The sequence below is a fragment of the Streptomyces sp. NPDC029164 genome, from assembly GCF_055563995.1.
The window spans coordinates 1-21,878 of sequence record NZ_JBVHWW010000032.1; the positions used below are offsets into that span (position 1 = coordinate 1).

A 21,878-nucleotide genomic window follows, 5' to 3' on the forward strand; every position below is an offset into this window, starting at 1 on the left:
TGGAGCCAACACCCTCATCCCTCCTGGCATAAGCCACCCCTCCCCCCCTCCTCCCCCCCCCCCCCCCCCCCCCCCCCCCCCCCCCCCCCGGCCCCCGCGAGGGCGGCCGGGCGACCGCGGTACGGCTCGCCCTGATGGCCGTGCCCCTGGTCTTCTTCGGGCTGTTCTTCGCCTACCCGGTCGTCGCGATCGTCGGACGCGGCCTCAAGACCGGCGAGGGCTGGCAGTTCGGCCGGATCGGCGAGGTGCTGACCCGGCCCGACATCGCCGGCGTGCTGTGGTTCACCACCTGGCAGGCGCTCGCCTCCACCGTGCTCACGCTGCTGATCGCACTCCCCGGCGCGTACGTCTTCGCGCGCTTCGAGTTCCCCGGCAAGCAGCTGCTGCGGGCCGTGGTGACCGTTCCCTTCGTGCTGCCGACCGTGGTCGTCGGCACCGCCTTCCTCGCCCTGCTGGGGCGCGGCGGGCTGATGGACGAAACGATGGGGGTCCGGCTCGACACCACCGTCTGGGCGATCCTCCTCGCACACGTCTTCTTCAACTACGCGGTCGTCGTCCGCACGGTCGGCGGGCTGTGGGCCCAGCTGGATCCGCGCCAGGAGGAGGCCGCCCGGGTGCTGGGTGCCGGCCGGTTCGCCGCCTGGCGGCGCGTGACACTGCCCGCGCTGGCCCCGTCGGTGGCCGCCGCCTCACTGATGGTCTTCCTCTTCACCTTCAGCTCGTTCGGCGTCGTACTGATCCTGGGCGGGCCCGCGTACTCCACCCTGGAGGTGGAGGTCTACCGGCAGACCGCGCAGCTCCTGGACCTGCCGACGGCCGCCGTGCTGACGATGGTGCAGTTCGCCGCGATCGGCGGGATCCTCGCCGTGCACGCCCGGACCGTGCGCCGGCGCGAGACCGCCCTGCGGCTGGTGGACCCGGGCCGGACCACGCACCGACCGCGCGGCTGGGCGCAGCGCGCGCTGCTGGGCGCGGTGCTGCTCACCGTGGCGCTGCTGATCGTGCTTCCGCTGGGCGTGCTGGTCGAGCGGTCCTTCGACGCCCCCGGCGGGTACGGCCTCGGCTTCTACCGCGCGCTCCAGGACGCGGGCGCCGGCGGTGGAACCTTCCTGGTGCCGCCGCTGGAGGCGATCGGGAACTCCCTGCGGTACGCGCTCGCCGCCACCGCGATCGCCCTGATCATCGGGGGACTGGCGGCCGCCGCCCTGACCCGGCGCGCGGGCCGCTTCGTACGCGGCTTCGACGCGCTGCTGATGCTGCCGCTCGGGGTGTCCGCCGTGACGGTGGGCTTCGGCTTCCTGATCACTCTGGACGAGCCCCCGCTGGACCTGCGGACCTCGTGGATCCTGGTGCCGCTGGCGCAGGCGCTGGTGGGCGTGCCCTTCGTCGTACGGACCATGCTGCCGGTGCTGCGCGCGGTCGACGGGCGGCTGCGGGAGGCCGCCGCGGTGCTCGGCGCGTCGCCGCTGCGGGCCTGGCGGGAGGTGGACCTGCCGCTGGTGCGGCGGGCGCTGCTGATCGCGGCCGGATTCGCCTTCGCCGTCTCGCTGGGCGAGTTCGGCGCGACCGTGTTCATCGCGCGGGCGGACCAGCCGACGCTGCCCGTGGCCGTGGCGCGGCTGCTGGGGCGGGCCGGCGAGATGAACTACGGGCAGGCGATGGCCCTGAGCACGATTCTGATGCTGGTGTGCGCGGTGTCCTTGCTGCTGCTGGAGCGACTGCGACCCGACAAGACCTCCGGGGAGTTCTGATGACACTGCTTCAGCTGGAAGGGGTGTCGGTCCGCTTCGGTGAGCGCGCGGTCGTCGACGCCGTGGACCTGGAGGTCGCCGAGCACGAGATCGTGTGCGTGCTGGGGCCGAGCGGAAGCGGCAAGTCCACGCTGCTGCGGGTCGTCGCCGGCCTCCAGCAGGTGTCCGCGGGCCGGGTGCTGCTGGGCGGGGACGACCAGTCCGGCGTGCCCGTGCACCGGCGGGGCGTGGGCCTGATGTTCCAGGACCACCAGCTCTTCCCGCACCGCGACGTCGGCGCGAACGTCTCCTTCGGCCTGCGGATGCGCGGTGGCGCGCGCGCCTCGTACGCGTCCCAGGTCGCGGAACTGCTGGAACTGGTCGGGCTCCCCGGGGCCCAGGGCCGGGCGGTGGCCTCCCTGTCGGGCGGCGAGCAGCAGCGGGTGGCGCTGGCCCGGGCGCTGGCGCCGTCGCCGCGGCTGCTGATGCTCGACGAACCGCTGGGACAGCTGGACCGCGGGCTGCGGGAGCGGCTCGTGGTGGAACTCCAGGGACTGTTCTCCCGGCTGGGCACCACGGTGCTCGCCGTCACCCACGACCAGGGGGAGGCCTTCGCGCTGGCCGACCGGGTCGTCGTGATGAGGGACGGCCGGATCGCGCAGGCCGGGACCCCGCTGGAGGTGTGGCAGCGGCCCGCGTCGGAGTTCGTCGCGCGGTTCCTCGGCTTCGAGAACGTGGTCCCGGCCGTGGTATCGGGCGCGGCGGCCGGGACCCCGTGGGGCAAGGTCCCGGTCCCTGAGGGATCCCCCGAGGGCGAGCAGCGGCTGCTGATCCGCCCGGCGGGGGTCGTGCTCTGCGCGGCCGGCCTGCGGTCCGAGGTGGTGTCCCGCACCTTCCGCGGTACGCACGTCGCGCTGCGGCTGCGGCCCGAGGCGGGGCCGGACCTGGAGGCGGAGTGCGGGCTGGACGGGGCGCCGGCCGTGGGGGACCGGGTCGCGGTGACCTTCACCCCGTCCGAGGTCGTCGTGCTCCCCGCGGACCCGGCCTGATCGGGAGGGCCTAGGGACGGATACCGTCGCAGGCGATCGGCAGGTGGCGCGGGCCGCGCAGGACCGCGTTCCGGCGGTACGGCGGCGGGTCCTCCAGCAGCCGCGGGTTCTCCAGCCGGCGGGCCAGTTCGCTCAGCGCGAGCTGCGCCTCCTGCCGGGCCAGCGGGGCGCCGAAGCAGCTGTGGATGCCGCTGCCGAGCCCGAGGTGCTGGATGTCCTTGCGGTCGGGGTCGAAGCGGTCCGGGTTCTCGAACCGCTTCGGGTCACGGTTCCCGGAGGCCAGGATCAGCCACAGGGAGGCGCCCTTGGGGATCGCGACGCCGGCGACCTCGATGTCGGAGAGGGTGGAGCGCTGGGGGAGCAGCTGCACGGGCGGCTCGTACCGCAGCAGCTCCTCGACGATGGGGACGGACAGACCGGGGTCCTCACGGAGCCTCTTGAGGACGTCCGGGTGGCGCAGCAGGGTCAGCATCCCGTTGGTGATCAGGTTGACCGTGGTCTCGTGGCCCGCGATCAGCAGCAGCGCGGAGGTGCTGAGCGCCTCCATGGTGGTCATCGACCCGTCCGGGCCGTCGTCGGTCGCCAGCTGGGACAGCATGTCGGTGCCCGGCTTCTTGCGCCGCTCCTCGACCAACCCGGCCAGGTACATGCCCAGTTCCATACGGGCGTCCATGGCGCCCTTCCCGTGCTGGGTGGGGTCGGCGTCCGGGTCGGGGTCCAGGCTCGCGGCGAGGGTCTCCGCCCAGACGTGGAACTTCGGCTCGTCCTCGCGGGGCACGCCGAGCAGCCGGCAGATGACCGTGACCGGGAAGGGGTACGCGAACTGGTCCACCAGGTCGACCCGGTCCAGGTTGCCCCTCTCGGAGATCGAGTCGATGAGCCCGGTGACGAGGCCGCCGAGTTCGTCGCGCATGTCGTGCACCCGGTGGGGGGCGTGGGGCGGCCCGAACGGCCGGTTCGTCATCCGCCGCAGGCGGTCGTGCTCCGGCGGGTCCAGCTTGAGGAAGGACGGCGGCAGGGCCGCCCCCTCCTCCTCGGCCTGGCCCAGCGGGTCGTTCCCGGTCGACTTCAGGTTCTTCGCGTCGGAGCTGATCCGCGGGTCGTGCAGGAGGCTCTGGATCTCGTAGTACGTGCTGACCACGTACGGGCCGTCCCCGTCGTGGGACACCGGGGTCCTGCGGAGCTCCTCGTACAGCGGATACGGATTCGCGCGGTTCGCGTAGTCGATGATCTCCCGCAGGAGGGCTTGTGTCATGACGGGTCCTCGTGATCCTCGTGATCCTCGGGGGAGGGCGCGGTGCGGTCTCGGACGCGGTCAGGGGCGCCCGGGAACGAAGGTCATCTTCCGGTCGGCCGGCGAGTACCCGCTGAGGGTGATGGTCGGCCCGTGCGTCGGCACCGAGGGGTCCGGGAAGTCCGCCGGAACCGGCTTGTGCCCCTCCGGCCTGCGGTCCACCGTCGAGAACTCCGGGGGGAACGGCGCGGTGGTCTCGATCTGGCGCTCGTAGAACGGCAGCCACCGGCAGTTGTCGAAGGTCACGGCGGCGATCACCCGCCCCTGGTACCCGTACACGGCCGCGAACCGGCGCTCCGCGAGCGAGCCCTGCGTGACGAGGAGCTCGGTCCCCATCGGCGGCACCCCGACCGACTTGATGTTCACCCCGAACTGCGAGGACCAGAACGCCGGGACCCACAGGTGGGGGCGGCGGTCCGCGCTCTCGCTGAGCATGTTGTGCGCGGCGGTGTCGGCCTGCGCGACGGCATTGCCCCAGTGCTCCAGGGAGAGGAACTGGTAGCCGAACAGGGCGTGCGGGGAACGTGCCACGTCACCCGCCACGTAGATGTCGTCGGTGACTATGCCGCGGATGTCGAAGGCCCGGCAGCCCGCGTCACAGGCGATGCCGCGGGGACCGGCACCCAGCCCGGACCCGGCGAGCCACTCGGTGTTGCGCTGCGCGCCGAGCCCCACGACCACCACATCGGCCTCGACGGTGGACCCGTCGGAGAAGTGGGCGGCGCGGACCCGTCCGGCGGGGTCGCCCTCCAGCCCGGTCACCATGACCCCGGTGCGCAGGTCCACCCCGTTCTCGCGGTGCATCTCGGCCGCGATCGCGCCGATCACCCCGCCGAGCGCGCCGACCAGCGGCGCCGCGCCCCGTTCGGCGACGGTCACGTCCAGGCCGCGTTCCCGGCAGGCGGAGGCGATCTCGGACCCGGTGAAGCCGGCTCCGATGACGAGCACCCGGCGGGGGCCGGCGGCGAGGGCCTGTTGCAGTGCTTCGCCGTCGTCGCGGGTGCGCAGGACGAAGACTCCCTTGAGGGCGCCCTCCTCCGCGTTGGGCCAGGGCCGCGCGCGGACTCCGGTGGCGATCAGCAGCCGGTCGTACTCGACCTCGTCGCCGTTGCCGAGGCGGACCCGGCGGGCGGCCATGTCCAGTCCCGTGGCGGGGACCCCGAGGCGCCATTCGGCGTCGATCGCGCGGCGGCGGGGGAGCGCCGTGTGGTCGGCCACCGCGTTGCCCAGCAGGACCTGCTTGGACAGCGGGGGCCGGTCGTAGGGCTCGTACGGTTCGTCGCCGATCATCGTGAGGGAACCGGTGAAGCCCTTCTCGCGCATGGTCTCGGCCGCCCGCAGGCCGGCCAGCGAAGCGCCGACGACGACGATGCGGCCCTCGCGCTTGAGCCGCTCCAGGGCTCCGTCGCGTGTTCCTTCACCGGTCACCGCGAGCCTCCGGAACGGGAGCCGGCTCCGGCCACGGCATCGGGGGCCGGCACGTTCGCCATGTCCTCGTCGGTCAGTTCCAGGAGGATCGCACCGACCGGACAGGCGGCCACGGCGCGTTCGACGTTCTCGCGCTGCTCGGCGGCCGCCTCCGGGCTGTAGAGCAGGGACTCGTCGCCGTGCATGGCGAACACGTCGGGAGCGAGGAACGCGCACTGGGCGTATCCCTGGCATCGGTTGAGGTCGACGACAAGCCTCATGACGGTTCTGCCCTTCCCTCGGCTCGGTACCCCGTCACCCCCGACATCCCCGGATCCTCCCCTTCACCCCAGCATGCACGTGGGACCCGCGGGCCGCCTGCCGGAGTACGCACCCCCAGGTCAGCAGCGGTTCAGGGCGGTCCGGACCGGCTCGTCCGGGCAGTGCCGCGGCGGGCGCGCAGGATGTGCACGCTGATGACCAGGGCCCAGGCCGGGAACAGCAGCTCGGACCAGGGCACGCCGGAACCCACCACGATCAGGATCAGGCCGACGACCGTGCCCAGCACGGCCAGCGAGCGGGGGAAGACCCCGAGCAGCCGCCCGATGGTCGAGGTCGCGAGCACGAAGACGGCCGCCATCCGCATGGCGTAGGTCGCGAGGAGCGTATAGGCGTAGTGGCGGCCGAAGTCGGAGGGCGTGTCCTCGTTCAGCACGGTGCCCGCGGCCGCGGCCGAGGCGAACAGCGTGGCCACGAAGACGAATCCGCTGCCGAGGAACACGGTGGCGACGAACCGGTCCTCGGCATCACCCGTGTGCGCGCGCAGGGCGCCCATGAACCAGAGGAAGAAGATGCCCGCGAAGGGCACGATCTCCAGGGCCACCTGGACCGCCCAGCGCTTGTCCGGGTCGATGGCCGCGTCGGCGACGTCGCCGGGGACGGCGATCCGCATCAGGACGATCGCCACCCCGAGCAGCAGGGCGAAGCCGACGCCGGCCATCCCTGCGGCGCGCGGTGTCTTCAGCCGATCGGTCGTGGGCTCCACAAGCCACTCGCTCTCTCCCCCGGTCCAGCAAGCGGCAGCCGCCGCCGCGCCACCACCGGGGGCGGCCGACCGGGTGATGCCCGGCCGGCGGGCCCGGGTCAGCCGACGGCCTCCGGCACCGGCGCAGGCACCTCCTCCTCGGAGCCCTCGTGCTTGCCGTACCAGGCGACGGCCACCGCGCCGGCGACGGCCAGGACGAAGCCGAGGACCGCCAGCCAGGCGAGGCCCGGGCGGGAGGCGTCACCGAGCCAGAGCACGCCGATCGCGCCCGGGAGCACCGTCTCGCCGACGACCAGGGCCGCCGTGGCGCCGTTGACCGAGCCGATCTGCAGGGCGACCGTGTGCAGGTACATGCCGCCGATGCCCGCCACCAGAATGGCGTAGAGGGCCGGGTCGGAGAGGAAGGTGCCGAGGTCGAACGGGTCGACGCCGTCGAGGATGCGGACGCCGACGCCGAGCGCGCCGAAGCCCAGGCCCGAGAGCAGGCCCGCGAGGATCGCCGCCCCGCCGCCGAGGAGGCGCACCGCGACCGTGCCGCCGACCATCAGCAGCAGCGTGATCCCCAGCAGCCACCAGTGCGTGGACATGGGTGCGTGGTGGCCGCCCTCGTGGCCCGCCGCCGTGGCGAGCAGCACCAGCGCCGTGCAGACGACGCCGATCGAGGTCCACTCCTTCCGGCTCAGCCGGATGCCCAGCATCTTCACGCTCAGCACGGCCGTGATCACCAGGTTGGCGCTGATCACCGTCTGCGAGAGGAAGAGGGGAAGGAGGCGGGCGGCCAGGGCACCGAGCCCGAAGCCCACGAAGTCCAGGATCGTGCCGACGATGAACTCCCAGGTCATCGCCGCTTTGGCGGTGGACGACAGATTGGGTCCGCCATGGGCGGTCACCCCGGCGGCGGTGGGGGACATCCGGGCGGCGCGGCGGGATCCGACGGCTTGCAGCACGGATCCCGTGCCGTAGCAGATGGACGCCGCGACAGCGGTCAGCAGGCCTATGAGCACCAAGGGCTCCGTTCACGTCTGGCAGGTTTTGCGGTACCTCTGCCAGACGTGCGAACGGGCCGCGAAGTTGCTTCCGGAGCTCAGCTCATTGACGCGAGGACGCCGGGGACCTCGTCCACCGAGTCGACCAGCGCGATCCGGGACTCCATGGCGCGGCCGCGGGCGAGCGCCCGGAGCAGCGGCCAGACCGGGAGGTGCTCGGTCCAGTGGGTGTGGCCGACCAGGACCATCGGCGCCGGCTCGCCCCGGGACTCGTAGTAGTTCGGCGTGGCGTTGCCGAAGACCTCCTGGACCGTGCCCGCCGCGCCGGGCAGGAAGACCACGCCCGCGGTGGAGCGGGCCAGCAGCCCGTCCTCGCGGGTGGCGTTCGCGAAGTACTTCGCGATGTGCCCCGCGAAGGCGTTCGGCGGCTCGTGCCCGTAGAACCAGGTCGGAATGCCCACCGAGTCGCCACCGGCGGGCCAGCGCTCCCGTACGGCGAAGGCCGCGCGCGCCCAGTCGGACACCGACGGCGCGAAGGACGGGGCCTTGGCCAGCAGCTCCAGGGCCTCCGCGAGGGCATCGTCGGGGGCCGGGGCCAGGTAGGCGCCGAGGTTCGCGGCCTCCATCGCGCCCGGGCCGCCGCCGGTGGCGACCGTCAGCCCGGACCGGGTCAGGGCCCGGCCCAGCTCTGCCGCGCCGCGGTAGTCCGTACCGCCGCGGGACATGGCGTGGCCGCCCATCACGCCGACGACCTCGGCGCCGACGAGGTGCTCGTCGAGGGCGTCGGAGACGGCGTCGTCGTGGATGGAGCGGAGCATGGAGGAGAAGACGTCGCCGTCGGCCTTGGTCTCCTGGAACCAGGCGTAGGCCAGGGCGTCCGGGGTGGCCTCGTACCCGTCGGGCAGTCCGGCGAAGAGCTCCTCGGGCGTGTAGAGCAGTCCCCGGTACGGGTTGAACGGCAGGTCCGGGACGGGCGGGAAGACCAGCGCGCCGTCGGCGCGGACCTTCACCGACGCGTCGGGCTCCATCGCGCAGCCCAGGAACACGGCCGCCGAGGTGTCGGCGGCGAGCAGCGCGAAGGTCCGCTCCAGCAGGTTGAGCGACTGGATCCGGTAGCCGCTGAGCGAGCCGCGTGCCACGACCTGGTCGAATTCGGCGAGCGTCTCGATCTCGATGTCTGCGTTGACCATTCGGCCCACCCTAAGGGCTGCTCGCGTCAGCGGGTCAGTGCCAGCGACGTCAGCTGCGCCACACCCCAGCTGACCGGAACGCACACCGCCACGAGCGCGCCGGCCCGCAGACTCGCCGCCGTACGCAGGACGTTGGCGGGAGCGCCCAGGTCGAGCAGGGCCTCCCGCGCGGCGCCCCTGCTGCGGCGCGCCTCCACCGCGGATGTGAGAAGGGTCGCGGCCGCGCACAGGGCCACCAGCGCGGCGGCCGGCCCGGTCAGCGGGCCCAGCGGGACGAGCGGTCCGCCCTGCTCGCGCAGGGCCACGGCGGTGAGGGCGCCCGCGCCGACCGAGCACAGCACGCCGAGCGGCGGGCCGATCCGGGGAGCCTCCTCCTGGAGGACCCGCCCGGCCAGCAGCCGCAGCGCGCCCGGGCGCACGGCCTGGACCAGACTCCCGGAGGCGTAGGCGAACCCGGGTCCGGCGAGGGCGAGGCCGATCGCGGTCAGTGACCAGCCGGCGAGCATCCCGGTGCCGCTCCGGCCCGCGTAGGCCTCGGCGGCGAACCCGCAGGCGGTCAGCGCGATCCCCCAGGGCAGCCCCGTCTGCGGGGCGAGCGGCCGGTGCGGGCGCAGGGCGAGGGCGGTGGCGGCCGAGGCGGTCATCGGGACCAGGGCCAGCAGGGTCAGGGCGGCCGCCACGGGCAGCGGCTGGTCGGCGTGGAGCAGCTTGGCCCCGGCTCCGTCGAACGGCAGTCCGGCCAGGTCCCCGCGCAGGTGGAGGAAGGCGGCCAGAGCCAGGGCGCTGCCCAGGGTGCAGGCGACGGCGGTGGAGATCGCGGCGACGAGGACGAGCCGTACGGGCCCTGGCCCGACGGCGTCCAAGCCCGCGCGGGGGCGGTTCGCCGGGTCGGCGCGGGCCACGGCCACGGCGAAGTGGACGGTGACGGCCACCGGGATCAGGGCCCAGAGCAGGCGAGGGAACGATCCGGCGGGCCGGGCCACGGCCCCGGCGAGTACGGAGAGCAGCAGGAACCCGGTGCCGGCCGAGGCGGCGGCGACGAGGAGCCGCCGCAGCTGGACGAGCGGCCGGGAACCGCGGGCTAGGCGGAGAGCGAGCACGCGGCCTGGCCCTCCGGGGTGTCGTCGGCGGGGGAGGAGACGGCCGCGGCCCCCGCGAGACGGCCGTCGAGCAGGGCCAGCCGGCGGTCCGCGACGGCCGCGGTGGCCTCGTCGTGGGTGGCCAGCAGCACGGTGACCTCGTGGGAGCGTGCCGCGGTGGTGAGGGTCCGGAGCAGCAGGGCCCGCTCGGCGCGGTGCAGCGGGGCCGTGGGCTCGTCGGCGAAGATCACCGCGGGCTCGTTGACCAGGGCGCGGGCCAGGGCGACCCGCTGGCACTCGGCCCGGGTGAGGGAAGCGGGGCGCTTGCGGGCGAAACCGCCGATGTCGAGGCGGTCCAGCCATTCGCAGGCGGCGTTCTTTGCGGCGCGGTGGGAGGTGCCGGCGAGGAGCAGCGGCAGGGCGGCGTTCTCCCAGACCTTCAGCTCGGGCAGCAGCTGCGGCTCCGGGCCGATCCAGCCGAAGCGGTCGCGGCGCAGCCGTTCGCGGGCCGCCGCGCCCATGGTGTGCACGGGGACGCTGTTGAACCAGACCTCGCCCTGCTCGGGCCGCAGCTGCCCGGACAGGCAGCGGAGCAGGGTGGTCTTGCCGCTGCCGCGGGGACCGGTCAGGGCCAGGATCTCGCCCTGACGGACTCCCACCGAGACGCCGACGAGGGCGGGGGATCCTCTCCCGGACTTCGTCCGGGGGGACCCCCAGTGGGAGTGGTGAAGGGACCGCGCCCAGAGGACGTCATTGTCAGGCGGGGCATTGTCCGGTGGAGCCACCATGGCGTACACCTCCGTCCGGGGGAACGAAGCGGAGCCGGTTCGGTCACTGGCGCCGCACTGAGATGTAAAGAGATGAACGTCTTGGATGGTGACAGCACACGGCCCGAACCCCCGCGTTCTCACTCGAACGGGGGATCCGGGCCATGTGATCGGACTACTGCGGCCTCGGACGGTTTACATCCTGGCCGGCCGGGCGGGCCTGTTTACAGCTTCGTCCACGCCTCGGTGAGCACCGAGCGCAGGATGCCCTCGATCTCGTCGAAGGTGCCCTGGTCCGCGATCAGCGGCGGCGCGAGCTGGATGACCGGGTCACCGCGGTCGTCGGCCCGGCAGTACAGGCCGTTCTCGAAGAGCGCCTTGGAGAGGAAGCCGTAGAGCACGCGCTCCGTCTCCTCGTCCGTGAAGGACTCCTTGGTGTCCTTGTCCTTGACGAGCTCGATGCCGTAGAAGTAGCCGTTGCCGCGGACGTCGCCGACGATCGGCAGGTCGTGCAGCTTCTTCAGCGTCGAGAAGAAGGCGCCCTCGTTGTCCAGCACGTGCTGGTTGAGGCCTTCCTTGTCGAAGATGTCGAGGTTGGCCAGCGCGACCGCCGAGGAGACCGGGTGGCCGCCGAAGGTGTAGCCGTGCAGGAAGGTGTTGTCGCCCTTGTAGAAGGGCTCCGCGAGGCGGTCGGAGATGATGCAGGCGCCGATCGGGGAGTAGCCCGAGGTCATGCCCTTGGCACAGGTGATCATGTCCGGCACGTAGTCGAACTTGTCACAGGCGAACATCGTGCCCAGACGGCCGAACGCGCAGATCGTCTCGTCGGAGACGAGCAGGACGTCGTACTCGTCGCAGATCTCGCGGACCCGCTGGAAGTACCCGGGCGGCGGCGGGAAGCAGCCACCGGCGTTCTGCACCGGCTCCAGGAAGACGGCGGCGACGGTGTCGGCGCCCTCGAAGAGGATCTCCTGCTCGATCTGGTCGGCGCACCAGCGGCCGTAGGCCTCGGGGTCGTCGCCGTAGATCGGGGCGCGGTAGATGTTGGTGTTCGGCACCTTGTGCGCGCCGGGGACCAGCGGCTCGAAGGGGGCCTTCAGGGCCGGCAGGCCGGTGATGGACAGGGCGCCCTGCGGGGTGCCGTGGTAGGCGACCGCACGCGAGATGACCTTGTACTTGGTGTGCTTGCCCTGCAGCTTGAAGTACTGCTTGGCGAGCTTCCAGGCGGTCTCGACGGCCTCGCCGCCACCGGTGGTGAAGAAGACCTTGTTCAGGTCGCCGGGGGCGTAGTGGGCGAGGCGCTCGGCGAGCTCGACGGCCTTGGGGTGCGCGTACGACCAGATGGGGAAGAACGCGAGTTCCTGGGCCTGCTTGTACGCGACCTCGGCCAGTTCCTTGCGGCCGTGACCGGCGTTGACCACGAACAGGCCGGCGAGACCGTCGAGGTAGCGCTTGCCCTTGTCGTCCCAGATGTAGGTGCCCTCGCCCCGGACGATGGTGGGGACGGGGGAGTTCTCGTAGGACGACATGCGGGTGAAGTGCATCCACAGGTGGTCGTACGCGGTCTTGGAGAGGTCCTGGCTCACGGTTATCGGGTTCCCCACATGTAGGTCTGCTTCTTCAGCTTCAGGTAAACGAAGCTTTCGGTTGATCGCACGCCGGGGAGCGTGCGGATCTTCTTGTTGATCGTTTCGAGCAGGTGGTCATCGTCCTCGCAGACGATCTCCACCATCAGGTCGAACGACCCGGCGGTCATCACCACGTACTCGCACTCGGCCATGGCGGTCAGCGCATCGGCCACGGGGTCGAGGTCGCCCTCGACGTTGATGCCGACCATGGCCTGGCGTCGCAGGCCCACGGTGAGCGGGTCGGTGACGGCGACGATCTGCATGACGCCCTGGTCGAGCAGCTTCTGCACGCGCTGGCGCACGGCAGCTTCGGAGAGGCCGACGGCCTTGCCGATCGATGCGTAGGGACGGCGGCCGTCCTCCTGCAGTTGCTCGATGATCGCCAGGGACACAGCATCGACCGAAGGGGACGGTTGTCTGTTCCTGGAATCTGCGCTTCGACTGACCACGACCTCACTGTGCACGAGGGTCGTCTGTTCCGCAAGACGGAATCGATGAAATCCGTTGTTTGGGCACTCGGATCTCACTGATTTCGTAGTTGGTGGCCTCTGGGTCTGTCGAAAGCCTCCGCTTAGGAGCTAGGCTTGGCTTTTGTCTCAATCGTTGGACATGTGATCAGGAGTGTGGCTGTAGTGACCACCGAACTGCGTCGTCTGCGCAACTACATCGGCGGGGAGTTCAAGGACGCCGCCGACGGGCGGACCACCGAGGTGGTCAACCCGGCCACCGGCGAGGCGTACGCCACGGCCCCGCTCTCGGGCCAGGCCGACGTCGACGCCGCCATGGCCGCCGCCGCGGCGGCCTTCCCGGGCTGGCGCGACACCACCCCCGCCGAGCGCCAGAAGGCGCTGCTGAAGATCGCGGACGCCTTCGAGGCGCGCGCGGACGAGCTCGTCGCCGCGGAGTCGGAGAACACCGGCAAGCCGCTGGGCCTCACGGCCAGCGAGGAGCTGCCGCCGATGGTGGACCAGATCCGCTTCTTCGCGGGTGCCGCCCGTCTGCTGGAGGGCCGCTCGGCCGGCGAGTACATGGAGGGGATGACCTCGATCATCCGCCGTGAGCCGGTCGGCGTCTGTGCCCAGGTGGCGCCGTGGAACTACCCGATGATGATGGCCGTGTGGAAGTTCGCCCCGGCCATCGCCGCGGGCAACACCGTCGTGCTCAAGCCCTCGGACACCACCCCGGCCTCCACCGTCCTGATGGCGGAGATCATCGACTCGGTCCTGCCCAAGGGCGTCTTCAACGTCATCTGCGGCGACCGCGAGACCGGCAAGGCCATGGTCGAGCACTCCACCCCGGCGATGGCCTCCATCACCGGCTCGGTGCGCGCCGGCATGCAGGTCGCCGAGAGCGCCTCCAAGGACGTCAAGCGCGTTCACCTGGAGCTCGGCGGCAAGGCCCCGGTCGTGGTCTTCGAGGACGCCGACATCCCGAAGGCCGTCGAGGACATCGCGGTCGCCGGCTACTTCAACGCCGGCCAGGACTGCACCGCCGCCACCCGCGTGCTCGTGCACCAGTCGATCCACGACGAGTTCGTGGCCGCGCTCGCCAAGGCCGCCACGGACACGAAGACCGGCCAGCCGGACGACGAGGACGTGCTGTACGGCCCGCTGAACAACCCGAACCAGCTCAAGCAGGTCACGGGCTTCATCGAGCGTCTCCCCGCCCACGCCAAGGTCGAGGCGGGTGGCCACCGGGTCGGCGAGAAGGGCTTCTTCTACGCCCCGACCGTGGTCTCCGGCCTCAAGCAGGACGACGAGATCATCCAGAACGAGGTCTTCGGCCCCGTCATCACCGTCCAGTCCTTCACGGACGAGGCTCAGGCCCTGGAGTACGCGAACGGCGTCGAGTTCGCCCTCGCCTCCTCGGTGTGGACCAAGGACCACGGCCGCGCGATGCGGATGTCCAAGAACCTCGACTTCGGCTGCGTGTGGATCAACACCCACATCCCGCTCGTCGCCGAGATGCCGCACGGTGGCTTCAAGAAGTCCGGCTACGGCAAGGACCTCTCCGCCTACGGCTTCGAGGACTACACGCGCATCAAGCACGTGATGACCTCGCTCGACGGCTGATCGGCCGCATCGGTCACAGCACAGCGTTGACGGGGCGGGCAGTAGACAACATGTCTATTGCCCGCCCTTCCGCGTTCCCCGAGGCTGTGCCCATGCCTGAACTCGCCTTCTCCCGCCGTGCGGCGCTGTACGGCCTCGGTGCCGCGGGCCTGTCGGCCGCCCTCGTCGGCTGTGGTGTGCCGGCCGCCTACGTTCCCGAGGAACGGCGTACGGGACCGGACCGGTCCGAGCGGGACCGGAACGTCGCCTTCTCCAACTGGCCGCTCTACATCGACACCGACGAGGAGGACGAGGAGCGCCGGCCGACGCTGGAGGCCTTCTCGGAGCAGACCGGCATCGAGGTCCGGTACAGCGAGGAGATCAACGACAACGACGAGTTCTTCGGCAAGGTCAGCCCGGCCCTGATGAACCACCAGGAGACCGGCCACGACCTGGTCGTGGTCAGCGACTGGATGGCCGCCCGCTTCGTCCATCTGGGCTGGGCCCAGAAGCTGGACCGCTCGGCGCAACCCAACGTGTCCAGGCACCTCGACCCGCAACTGCGCTCCCCCGCCTTCGACGAGGGCCGGCTGCACACCGTGCCCTGGCAGTCGGGGATCACCGGCATCGCCTACAACCGCAGGGCCCTGGGCCGGGAGATCAAGTCGGTCAAGGACCTCTGGCACCCGGACCTGGCGGGCCGCGTCACCCTTTTCTCCGGCCTCGACGAGTCCTTCTCCCTGCTGATGCAGGGCGACGGCGTGGACGTCACCCGCTGGACCGAGTCCGACTTCCACCGGATGTGCGACCAGGTCGAGAGCATGGTGAGAAAGAAGCACATCCGCCGCTTCACCGGCAACGACTACACCTCCGATCTGAGCAAGGGCGATGTCCTCGCCTGCCAGGCCTACTCCGGTGATGCCATCCAACTCCAGGCCGACAACCCGGACATCGAGTTCGTGGTCCCCGAGGAGGGGGCCGAACTCTGGGCCGAGAGCCTGCTCGTCCCCAACCTGGCCCGCCACAAGGCCAATGCCGAGGCCCTGATCGACTACTACTACGACCCGGCGGTGGCCGCGTCCCTGGCCGCCTCCGTCAACTACGTCTGCCCGGTCCCGGCCGCCCGGGAGGTGCTGGCCGGCTCCGACGACAAGGAGACCGCCGAACTGGCCGAGAACCCGCTGATCTTCCCGGACGGCGAGATGCGCAAGCGGCTCGTGGTGTCCCGGGACATCTCCTCGGCCGAGCGCCGCTCCCTCGCCACGCGCTGGAACGCGATCGTCGGACTCTGATCACGGTCCGGCCACGGAACTGAACGCGTTCAGCAAATTGGCTGAACGTGTTCAGAAACCTGCGTAGGCTTACTCCCATGAGCGAGAGAAGCGCCCTTCAGCGGCGGATCCGTGCCTGGTTGACCCTGTTCCTCATCTGCCTGGTGCTCAGCGGCCTCACCGCCTTCCCCCTGGTCACCGAACTCCACTGGCTCAACTCCCTCGTGGACAACGACTGGGTGCGGCGGGTGGGCGACGGCCTGGACCGGGCCGATGCCGACTACCCCTTCCTCCTCTACGGCACCGACTGGCTCGCCTTCGCCCACCTCGTCATCGCCGTCTTCTTCTACGGCGTCCACCGCGACCCCGTCCGCAACATCTGGATCGTCGAAGCCGGCATGATCGCCTGCGCCGGAGTGATACCCCTGGCCCTGATCTGCGGCCCGATCCGGGGCATCCCCATCTGGTGGAGCGTCATCGACATGTCGTTCGGCGTCTTCGGGGTCATCCCCCTGCTGGTGCTCCGCCGCATGATCAAGCGCCTTGAGGCGATGCCCGCGTAGCCGGCTTCCTATCGCGCGAAGGCCGCCATCACGATGTCGAAGGCCACCTTGTTCATGTCCTGGCCCTTGGCGTCGGTGGAGTTCACCGAGTACACGAGCGTGCGGGACAGGTCGCGGGTGCCGCCGATCGCGGTGTTGTATCCGTGGCGGCCGCCCGTCTTGCCCCAGGCCACGGTGCCGTCGGGCAGGACGATCTTGGACATCCCCGCCGTCAGCGCGGCGTCCTTCCCGCTCGCGAAGTCCTTCACCGCCGGCACCGTGAACATCTCCCCCAGCTGGGCCCTCGGCACGATCCGTCCGCTGAACAGGGCCACGGTGAAACGCTCCAGGTCCGCCGTGGTCGAGATGATGTCTCCCGCCGCCCACCGGTCCGAGGAATTCCACTCGGTCACGTCCCGCAGCTCCCGGGAGCCGTCCGCTCCCACCGTCGCCTGGTAGCCCCGATGGTGCGGACCGTGGATCTTCGTCTGCGTCCGCGCCGGGAACGAGGTCTGACGCAGACCCAGCGGCTTCAGGACCCGCCGGGCGACCGCCTCCTCGTACGAAGTGCCCGTCACCTTCTCGATGAGCACGCCCAGCACCGTGTAGTTGATGTTCAGGTAGTGCTGGGACGTGCCCGGGGTGAACTCAGGCTTCTTCGCGAAGGCGTTGGCCAGCTGATCGTGCGGGTCGGTGACATCGAAGCGGTGCTCCCACTGCTCCTCGAAGCCGTTCCCCGGTCCGTCGGCGGCCGGTATGCCGCTGGTGTGGTTGAGCAACTGCCGGACGGTGACCGTCCCGTACCCCTCAGGGACGGTGCCGGGCAGATAGTGCCGCACCGGCCTGTTCAGATCGAGCCGGCCCTCGGCGGCGAGCTGGAGCACCACCGCCGAAGTGAACGTCTTGGTCACCGACCCGGCCCGGAACCGGCCATGCTCCAGCGCCCCCCGCCCCGTGCGGACATCGGCAACACCGGAACTGCCCTTCCACGTGCCGCTCCTGCCGCCCACGCGGACCAGTGCGGCGGTCGCGTCCCCGTGTTCCGGGCCGAGACCGGCGATCGCCCTCTCCAGCGCCGCCGCGTTGGGCGGCGTCGAAATCACCGACGCGACCCCCGCGGAGGAGAGCGGAGCGGGATCCGGGGCCGGCGCGGCGTGGGCGACGGCCGGACCGGACGCGATCCCCAGGACCAGAGCGGCGGCGGCAAGCGTGCGCGTACGTGCGTTCATGGCGGTGTGCTCCCCCTGTGCGACATCGGGGCCGTCTGCCCCGATGGCCTCAATGCTCCAGGTCAGAGGGGTAGTTGCGAATCACCGTCAAGAGGGGTCTTCACCGGTACGACAACTACCCGCCGCGGGGGAGGCGACACGCCGTCCCCTCACTCCCCAGAGGGAGTACCCGCCGCGATCAAGCCCGTCTCGTACGCGCAGATCACCGCCTGGATCCGGTCCCGCAGCCCCAGCTTCGCCAGCACGTTCCCCACGTGCGACTTCACCGTGTGCTCGCTCACCACCAGAGATGCCGCGATCTCCGCGTTCGACAGGCCCCGCCCCAGGTGCAGCAGCGTTTCCCGTTCCCGCGCCGTCAGCACCTCCAGCCGGTCGGCCGGAAGGGAGGGCCGCACCGTCGCCGCCGTGTACTCCTCGATCAGCCGCCGCGCCACCGAAGGCGCCAGCAGCGACTCGCCCGCCGCCACCACCCGTACCGCGTGCACCAGATCGTCCCGCCGCACGTCCTTCAGCAGGAACCCGCTCGCCCCCGCGTGCAGCGCCTCGTACACGTACTCGTCCGAATCGAAGGTCGTCAGCATGACCGTCCGGCACGCGCTCCGCGCCGAGATCGCCCGGCACGCCTCGATCCCGTCCAGCACCGGCATCCGGATGTCGAGCAGCGCCACGTCCGGAGCGAGCCGGGCCACCGCCTCCACCGCCGCCGCCCCGTCCCCCACCTCCGCCACGACCTCGATGTCCTCCTGGACGTCCAGGATCATCGCGAACCCGCTGCGCACCAGCTCCTGGTCGTCGGCCACCACCACACGGATCGTCAATTCCCCACCTCCAGCGGTGAGGTTACAAGGACGGCCCGCACCTCGAACCCGGAGCCGTCGCGCCGCGGCCCGCACTCCACCGTGCCTCCGTGGGCCGCCGCCCGCTCCCTGATCCCGATCAAACCGTGCCCGCCGCTGCCGCTGCCGCTGCCGCTGCCGCCGCCCGTCGGCCCCCGCCCGTCGTCCGCCACCGTGATCGCCAGTTCCCGCGCCCCGTGGTGCAGCCGTACGCTCACCCGCCGGGCCCGCGCGTGCTTCACCACGTTCGTCAGCGCCTCCTGCACGATCCGGTACACGGCCGTGTCCACCGCCGGCGGCAGTCCCCGGACCTCGCCCGTGGCCTCGTACGCGATCTCCGGCCCGCCCCGGCGCACCCGGTCCAGCAGCGCCGGGAGCGACGCCACCCCCGGCTGCGGCTCGCGCGGCGCCGGGCCGTCCGCCTCGCGGAGCACCCCCAGCATCGTGCGCAGCTGCGCCATGGCCTCCCGGCCCGTCTCCGAGATCGCCTCGAAGGCCGCCTCGGCCCGCTCCGGCGCCCGCCGCACCGCCACCGGCCCGGCCTCCGCCTGCACGATCATGATGCTGACGGCGTGCGAGAGGATGTCGTGCATCTCCCGCGCGATCCGGGCCCGCTCCCGGGCCACGGCCTGCTCCGCCTCGATCCGGTTGGCCCGCTCCAACTGCGCCGCCCGGTCTTCGACGGCCGCGGTGTAGGCCTGCCGGGTGTACTGGAGCCGGCCCAGCGCGTAGGCGGCGCCCGCGCAGAACAGAGTGAAGGACAGCTCCCTGGCCGAGCCCGTCTCCAGCCCCACGGACGCGGCGACGGCCACCACCGAGCCAGCCCCGACCGCCGCCCGCACCCGGCCGGAGCACTGCAGGGCGACGGTGAAGAAGGCCATCAGCCCGGCGTACGGAAGCGGCTGGCCCGGCCCGTCCATCGTCACCTTGTAGACGCCACCGATCAGCAGGATCGCCACCAGGACGAGCACGGGCCGGCGCCGCCGCCACACCAGCGGGACCACCCCCAGCGTGGTGACCGCGTACGAGGCCCAGGTCGTCGGCGGCAGCCCGGGCTCCCGCGGCAGCACGAACGGCATCGTGACGGCCAGCTGCACCAGCACGGTCAGGCCCAGGTCCACGACCCACGGACGGGCTCCGCGCAGCCGCCGGAACCGCCGGCCCAGCGCGCGTCTCACCGTCCGGACGCGGCCCGAACGCGCGCCAGCACGTCCACCCGGTTCGTGGTGACCGCGTCCACCCCCGCCTTGACGAGCCGCTTCATCGCGCACTTGGTGTCCGCGGTCCAGGCCGAGACCAGCAGGCCGTCCCGGTGGAGCGCGTCCGTCAGCTCCCGGCTCACCAGCCCGAAGCGGTAGTTGAGCCAGCGCGGCGCCACGGCGTCGATCAGCACCCGCCGCGGCGGCGACAGCGTGGTCCAGGTCAGCGCGATCTCCGCGCCCGGATCGGCGGCGCGGACCGCCAGCATCGAGTGGGGGCCCGCGCAGTAGTACGTCCGATCGCGCGCGCCGCACTCGCGGACGAGGCCCACCACCGTGCGCACCGACTCGGACGTGGCACCCGGGAGGTCGAGCATCAGCCGCCCCGCCCCCGCGGCCATCAGGGCGTCGCGCAGCGTGGGAACGCCGCCCTCCGTCAGCTCCTCGAGCTGTGGGGCCGTGACGTCGCCGAGGCCTACGTCATGGCCCCAGAGCCGCTGGAGCGTGTCGTCGTGGAGCAGGACCGGCACCCCGTCACGGGTCAGCCGTACGTCGATCTCGACCGCGTCGGCCCCGCGGGCGAAGGCGGAGCGGATCGAGGGCAGGGTGTTCTCACGTACACGGTAGGGATCGCCGCGGTGGCCGACGGCAGTCAGGGTAGGCATGGCCCCATTCTCCGTGCCGCGGACGTCAATTGGAGATCAGCGCGCCAGCCATTCGGCGGTGTACGCGTCGATCTCCGCGATGATCCACGCCTTGCCGGCCGGCTCCAGGAAGGAGGCTTCGACGGCGTTCTTGGCGAGCTGCGCGAGACCGCGCTCGTCGAGGTCGAGGAGGCGGGCGGCCACCGCGTACTCGTTGTTGAGGTCGGAACCGAACATCGGCGGGTCGTCGCTGTTGATGGTGACGAGCACGCCCGCCGCGACCATCTCCTTGACGGGGTGCCGATCGAGGTCGGTGACCGCGCGGGTGGCGATGTTGGAGGTCGGGCAGACCTCCAGCGCGATGCGGTGCTCGGCGAGGTACGCGAGGAGCTCCGGGTCCTGCGTGGAGCTGGTGCCGTGGCCGATGCGCTCGGCGCCGAGCTCGCGGATGGCGTCCCAGACGGTCTCGGGACCGGTGGTCTCGCCGGCGTGCGGCACGCTGTGCAGGCCGGCGGCGCGCGCCGCGTCGAAGTACGGCTTGAACTGCGGGCGCGGGACGCCGATCTCGGGCCCGCCCAGGCCGAAGGAGACCAGGCCCTCGGGGCGCAGGTCGACGGCGAGCCGGGTGGTCTCGGCGGCGGCTTCGAGGCCGGCCTCGCCGGGGATGTCGAAGCACCAGCGCAGGATGACCCCGAGTTCGGCCTCGGCGGCCTTGCGGGCGTCCTCGATGGCCTCCATGAAGGCCCGCTCGTCGATGCCGCGGCGGGTGGAGGAGTACGGGGTGATGGTCAGCTCGGCGTAGCGGATGTTCTGCCGGGCCATGTCACGGGCGACTTCGAAGGTGAGGGTGCGTACGTCGTCCGGGGTGCGGACCAGGTCGACGACCGAAAGGTAGACCTCGATGAAGTGGGCGAAGTCGGTGAAGGTGAAGTAGTCGGCGAGGGCCTCGGGGTCGGTGGGGACCTTCGAGTCGGGGTGCCGGGAGGCGAGCTCCGCCACGATGCGCGGGGACGCCGAGCCCACGTGGTGGACGTGGAGTTCGGCCTTGGGCAGCCCCGCGATGAAGGGGTGCAGGTCGGTCATGGGGTTGCCTCCGGGAGGACGCGGTCGCGGGCAGGTCGGGATTCATCGTAGGCAGGCCCGTGACTGTCGGTGGCAGCGCTTAGCATGGCTGTACGAGAGGGGGGCGCCGTATGAACGACAGCAGTCCCGAGCCGCGCGACCCGTGGGCGCCGCCGGAGCGGCCCGCGGTGGAGCTGGGCAAGTCGCAGGGCACGCAGGACACCAACGGCACGCCGGGCGTGTCGGGCCCGCCGTCCGTGCACGACCAGCAGACGCTCGCCGGAACGCCCGGAGACCAGCTGCCGCCGACCGCTCAGCCGCCGACCGCTCAGCCGCCGACCGCTCAGCCGCCGACGCCGACGCCGGCACCCGCCCCGGCCGCGCCGCAGGTCGGCCCCGCGTCCGCCGCGTACGGATATCCGGTCCAGCCCGGTTACGGATACCCGGGCGACGCCGGCTACCCCGGCCAAGCCGGGTACCAGGGCTACCCGGGCGGCCCGCAGGGGTATCCGGGCCACGGCCCCTACACGCCGTACGGTCCGCAGCCCAGCAACGGCTTCGGCATCGCCGCGCTCGTCCTCGGCATCATCTCGGTCCTCGGCTGCTTCCTGAGCTTCGCGGGCGTGGCCATCGGGATCGCCGCGGTCGTCTTCGGCGCCCTCGGCAAGGGCAAGGCGAACCGCGGCGAGGCGGACAACGGCGGGATGGCGCTCGCGGGCATCATCCTGGGCGCGGTGGGCATCCTGCTGGGCGTGCTGATACTCCTGGCGGCGTTCGCCAGTCTCATGGACCTGGGACCGATCGACGATTCCCCGTACGACAGCCCGTACGACAACTCCCAGGTCCACGAGAAGGTCTGACCGGAGGGG

Annotated in this window: 21 protein-coding genes; 6 read left to right on the forward strand and 15 right to left on the reverse strand. The window is 71.7% G+C overall.

The genetic code is table 11. From position 1 onward, the window contains the following. The first annotated feature begins 134 nt into the window (after positions 1-134). The gene (locus ACZ4VT_RS27705) at positions 135-1,751 is read left to right on the forward strand and encodes an ABC transporter permease (protein ID WP_467953614.1); all 1,617 of its coding nucleotides are present in this window, start codon (positions 135-137) and stop codon (positions 1,749-1,751) included. Beyond that, the gene (locus ACZ4VT_RS27710) at positions 1,751-2,779 is read left to right on the forward strand and encodes an ABC transporter ATP-binding protein (RefSeq protein WP_467953616.1); all 1,029 of its coding nucleotides are present in this window, start codon (positions 1,751-1,753) and stop codon (positions 2,777-2,779) included. Before ACZ4VT_RS27705 ends, ACZ4VT_RS27710 begins: the two co-directional genes overlap by 1 nt. Positions 2,780-2,789: 10 nt before the next feature. Here ACZ4VT_RS27710 and ACZ4VT_RS27715 read toward each other — a convergent pair whose 3' ends face one another. From ACZ4VT_RS27715 to ACZ4VT_RS27760, 10 genes are all read right to left on the reverse strand, one after another. Continuing rightward, positions 2,790-4,034, reverse strand: coding sequence for a cytochrome P450 (locus tag ACZ4VT_RS27715; protein ID WP_467953618.1), 1,245 nt, complete (start codon positions 4,032-4,034; stop codon positions 2,790-2,792). A 60-nt stretch (positions 4,035-4,094) separates the two neighbouring features. Next, on the reverse strand, positions 4,095-5,501 hold the full coding sequence (locus ACZ4VT_RS27720; RefSeq protein WP_467953619.1) for an NAD(P)/FAD-dependent oxidoreductase: 1,407 nt from the start codon (positions 5,499-5,501) through the stop codon (positions 4,095-4,097). Next, positions 5,498-5,761 (reverse strand): ferredoxin, encoded by a 264-nt coding sequence (locus ACZ4VT_RS27725; protein WP_467953621.1) that lies wholly within the window; start codon positions 5,759-5,761, stop codon positions 5,498-5,500. Before ACZ4VT_RS27725 ends, ACZ4VT_RS27720 begins: the two co-directional genes overlap by 4 nt. A 131-nt stretch (positions 5,762-5,892) precedes the next feature. Continuing rightward, positions 5,893-6,525: a hypothetical protein gene (locus tag ACZ4VT_RS27730; RefSeq protein WP_467953623.1), complete on the reverse strand. Its 633-nt coding sequence runs from the start codon at positions 6,523-6,525 to the stop codon at positions 5,893-5,895. A 98-nt stretch (positions 6,526-6,623) separates the two neighbouring features. Further along, the gene (locus ACZ4VT_RS27735) at positions 6,624-7,529 is read right to left on the reverse strand and encodes a DMT family protein (protein ID WP_467953625.1); all 906 of its coding nucleotides are present in this window, start codon (positions 7,527-7,529) and stop codon (positions 6,624-6,626) included. A gap of 80 nt (positions 7,530-7,609) precedes the next feature. Then, positions 7,610-8,701 carry an LOG family protein gene (locus ACZ4VT_RS27740; RefSeq protein WP_467953627.1) on the reverse strand — a complete coding sequence of 364 codons (1,092 nt, stop codon included), beginning with the start codon at positions 8,699-8,701 and terminating at the stop codon, positions 7,610-7,612. A 26-nt stretch (positions 8,702-8,727) separates the two neighbouring features. Then, on the reverse strand, positions 8,728-9,801 hold the full coding sequence (locus tag ACZ4VT_RS27745) for a hypothetical protein (protein WP_467953629.1): 1,074 nt from the start codon (positions 9,799-9,801) through the stop codon (positions 8,728-8,730). Then, positions 9,783-10,568 carry an ABC transporter ATP-binding protein gene (locus ACZ4VT_RS27750; protein ID WP_467953631.1) on the reverse strand — a complete coding sequence of 262 codons (786 nt, stop codon included), beginning with the start codon at positions 10,566-10,568 and terminating at the stop codon, positions 9,783-9,785. The genes ACZ4VT_RS27745 and ACZ4VT_RS27750 overlap by 19 nt, the downstream gene beginning before the upstream one ends. Positions 10,569-10,771: 203 nt before the next feature. Then, the gene (locus tag ACZ4VT_RS27755; protein ID WP_467953633.1) at positions 10,772-12,151 is read right to left on the reverse strand and encodes an aspartate aminotransferase family protein; all 1,380 of its coding nucleotides are present in this window, start codon (positions 12,149-12,151) and stop codon (positions 10,772-10,774) included. Further along, the gene (locus ACZ4VT_RS27760) at positions 12,136-12,639 is read right to left on the reverse strand and encodes an Lrp/AsnC family transcriptional regulator (RefSeq protein ID WP_007266859.1); all 504 of its coding nucleotides are present in this window, start codon (positions 12,637-12,639) and stop codon (positions 12,136-12,138) included. The genes ACZ4VT_RS27755 and ACZ4VT_RS27760 overlap by 16 nt, the downstream gene beginning before the upstream one ends. 168 nt (positions 12,640-12,807) lie before the next feature. Between ACZ4VT_RS27760 and ACZ4VT_RS27765 the strand changes: the two genes are divergently transcribed. The 3 genes from ACZ4VT_RS27765 to ACZ4VT_RS27775 all read left to right on the forward strand — a co-directional run bounded on the left by ACZ4VT_RS27765 (position 12,808) and on the right by ACZ4VT_RS27775 (position 16,060). Then, a complete protein-coding gene (locus ACZ4VT_RS27765) occupies positions 12,808-14,247 on the forward strand; it encodes a gamma-aminobutyraldehyde dehydrogenase (RefSeq protein ID WP_467953635.1) in 1,440 nt (479 codons plus the stop codon). 92 nt (positions 14,248-14,339) lie between these two features. Continuing rightward, the gene (locus tag ACZ4VT_RS27770) at positions 14,340-15,518 is read left to right on the forward strand and encodes an ABC transporter substrate-binding protein (RefSeq protein ID WP_467953637.1); all 1,179 of its coding nucleotides are present in this window, start codon (positions 14,340-14,342) and stop codon (positions 15,516-15,518) included. Positions 15,519-15,595: 77 nt separating this feature from the next. Beyond that, entirely contained in the window at positions 15,596-16,060 is a 465-nt protein-coding gene (locus ACZ4VT_RS27775; protein ID WP_351292910.1) for a hypothetical protein, read from the forward strand. 8 nt (positions 16,061-16,068) lie between these two features. Here ACZ4VT_RS27775 and ACZ4VT_RS27780 read toward each other — a convergent pair whose 3' ends face one another. From ACZ4VT_RS27780 to ACZ4VT_RS27800, 5 genes are all read right to left on the reverse strand, one after another. Continuing rightward, on the reverse strand, positions 16,069-17,268 hold the full coding sequence (locus tag ACZ4VT_RS27780) for a serine hydrolase domain-containing protein (RefSeq protein ID WP_467953640.1): 1,200 nt from the start codon (positions 17,266-17,268) through the stop codon (positions 16,069-16,071). Between the two features lie 149 nt (positions 17,269-17,417). After that, positions 17,418-18,086, reverse strand: a complete 669-nt coding sequence (locus tag ACZ4VT_RS27785) for a response regulator (protein ID WP_467953642.1) — start codon at positions 18,084-18,086, stop codon at positions 17,418-17,420. Further along, on the reverse strand, positions 18,083-19,282 hold the full coding sequence (locus tag ACZ4VT_RS27790; RefSeq protein ID WP_467953644.1) for a sensor histidine kinase: 1,200 nt from the start codon (positions 19,280-19,282) through the stop codon (positions 18,083-18,085). Before ACZ4VT_RS27790 ends, ACZ4VT_RS27785 begins: the two co-directional genes overlap by 4 nt. Further along, on the reverse strand, positions 19,279-19,968 hold the full coding sequence (locus tag ACZ4VT_RS27795; RefSeq protein ID WP_467953646.1) for a glycerophosphodiester phosphodiesterase: 690 nt from the start codon (positions 19,966-19,968) through the stop codon (positions 19,279-19,281). Before ACZ4VT_RS27795 ends, ACZ4VT_RS27790 begins: the two co-directional genes overlap by 4 nt. A 36-nt stretch (positions 19,969-20,004) precedes the next feature. Further along, positions 20,005-21,030 (reverse strand): adenosine deaminase, encoded by a 1,026-nt coding sequence (locus ACZ4VT_RS27800; protein ID WP_467953648.1) that lies wholly within the window; start codon positions 21,028-21,030, stop codon positions 20,005-20,007. A gap of 110 nt (positions 21,031-21,140) precedes the next feature. On the opposite strand from ACZ4VT_RS27800, the gene ACZ4VT_RS27805 reads away from it, so the two are divergent. Next, positions 21,141-21,869 (forward strand): DUF4190 domain-containing protein, encoded by a 729-nt coding sequence (locus ACZ4VT_RS27805; protein ID WP_467953650.1) that lies wholly within the window; start codon positions 21,141-21,143, stop codon positions 21,867-21,869. The last annotated feature ends 9 nt before the right edge of the window (positions 21,870-21,878 follow it).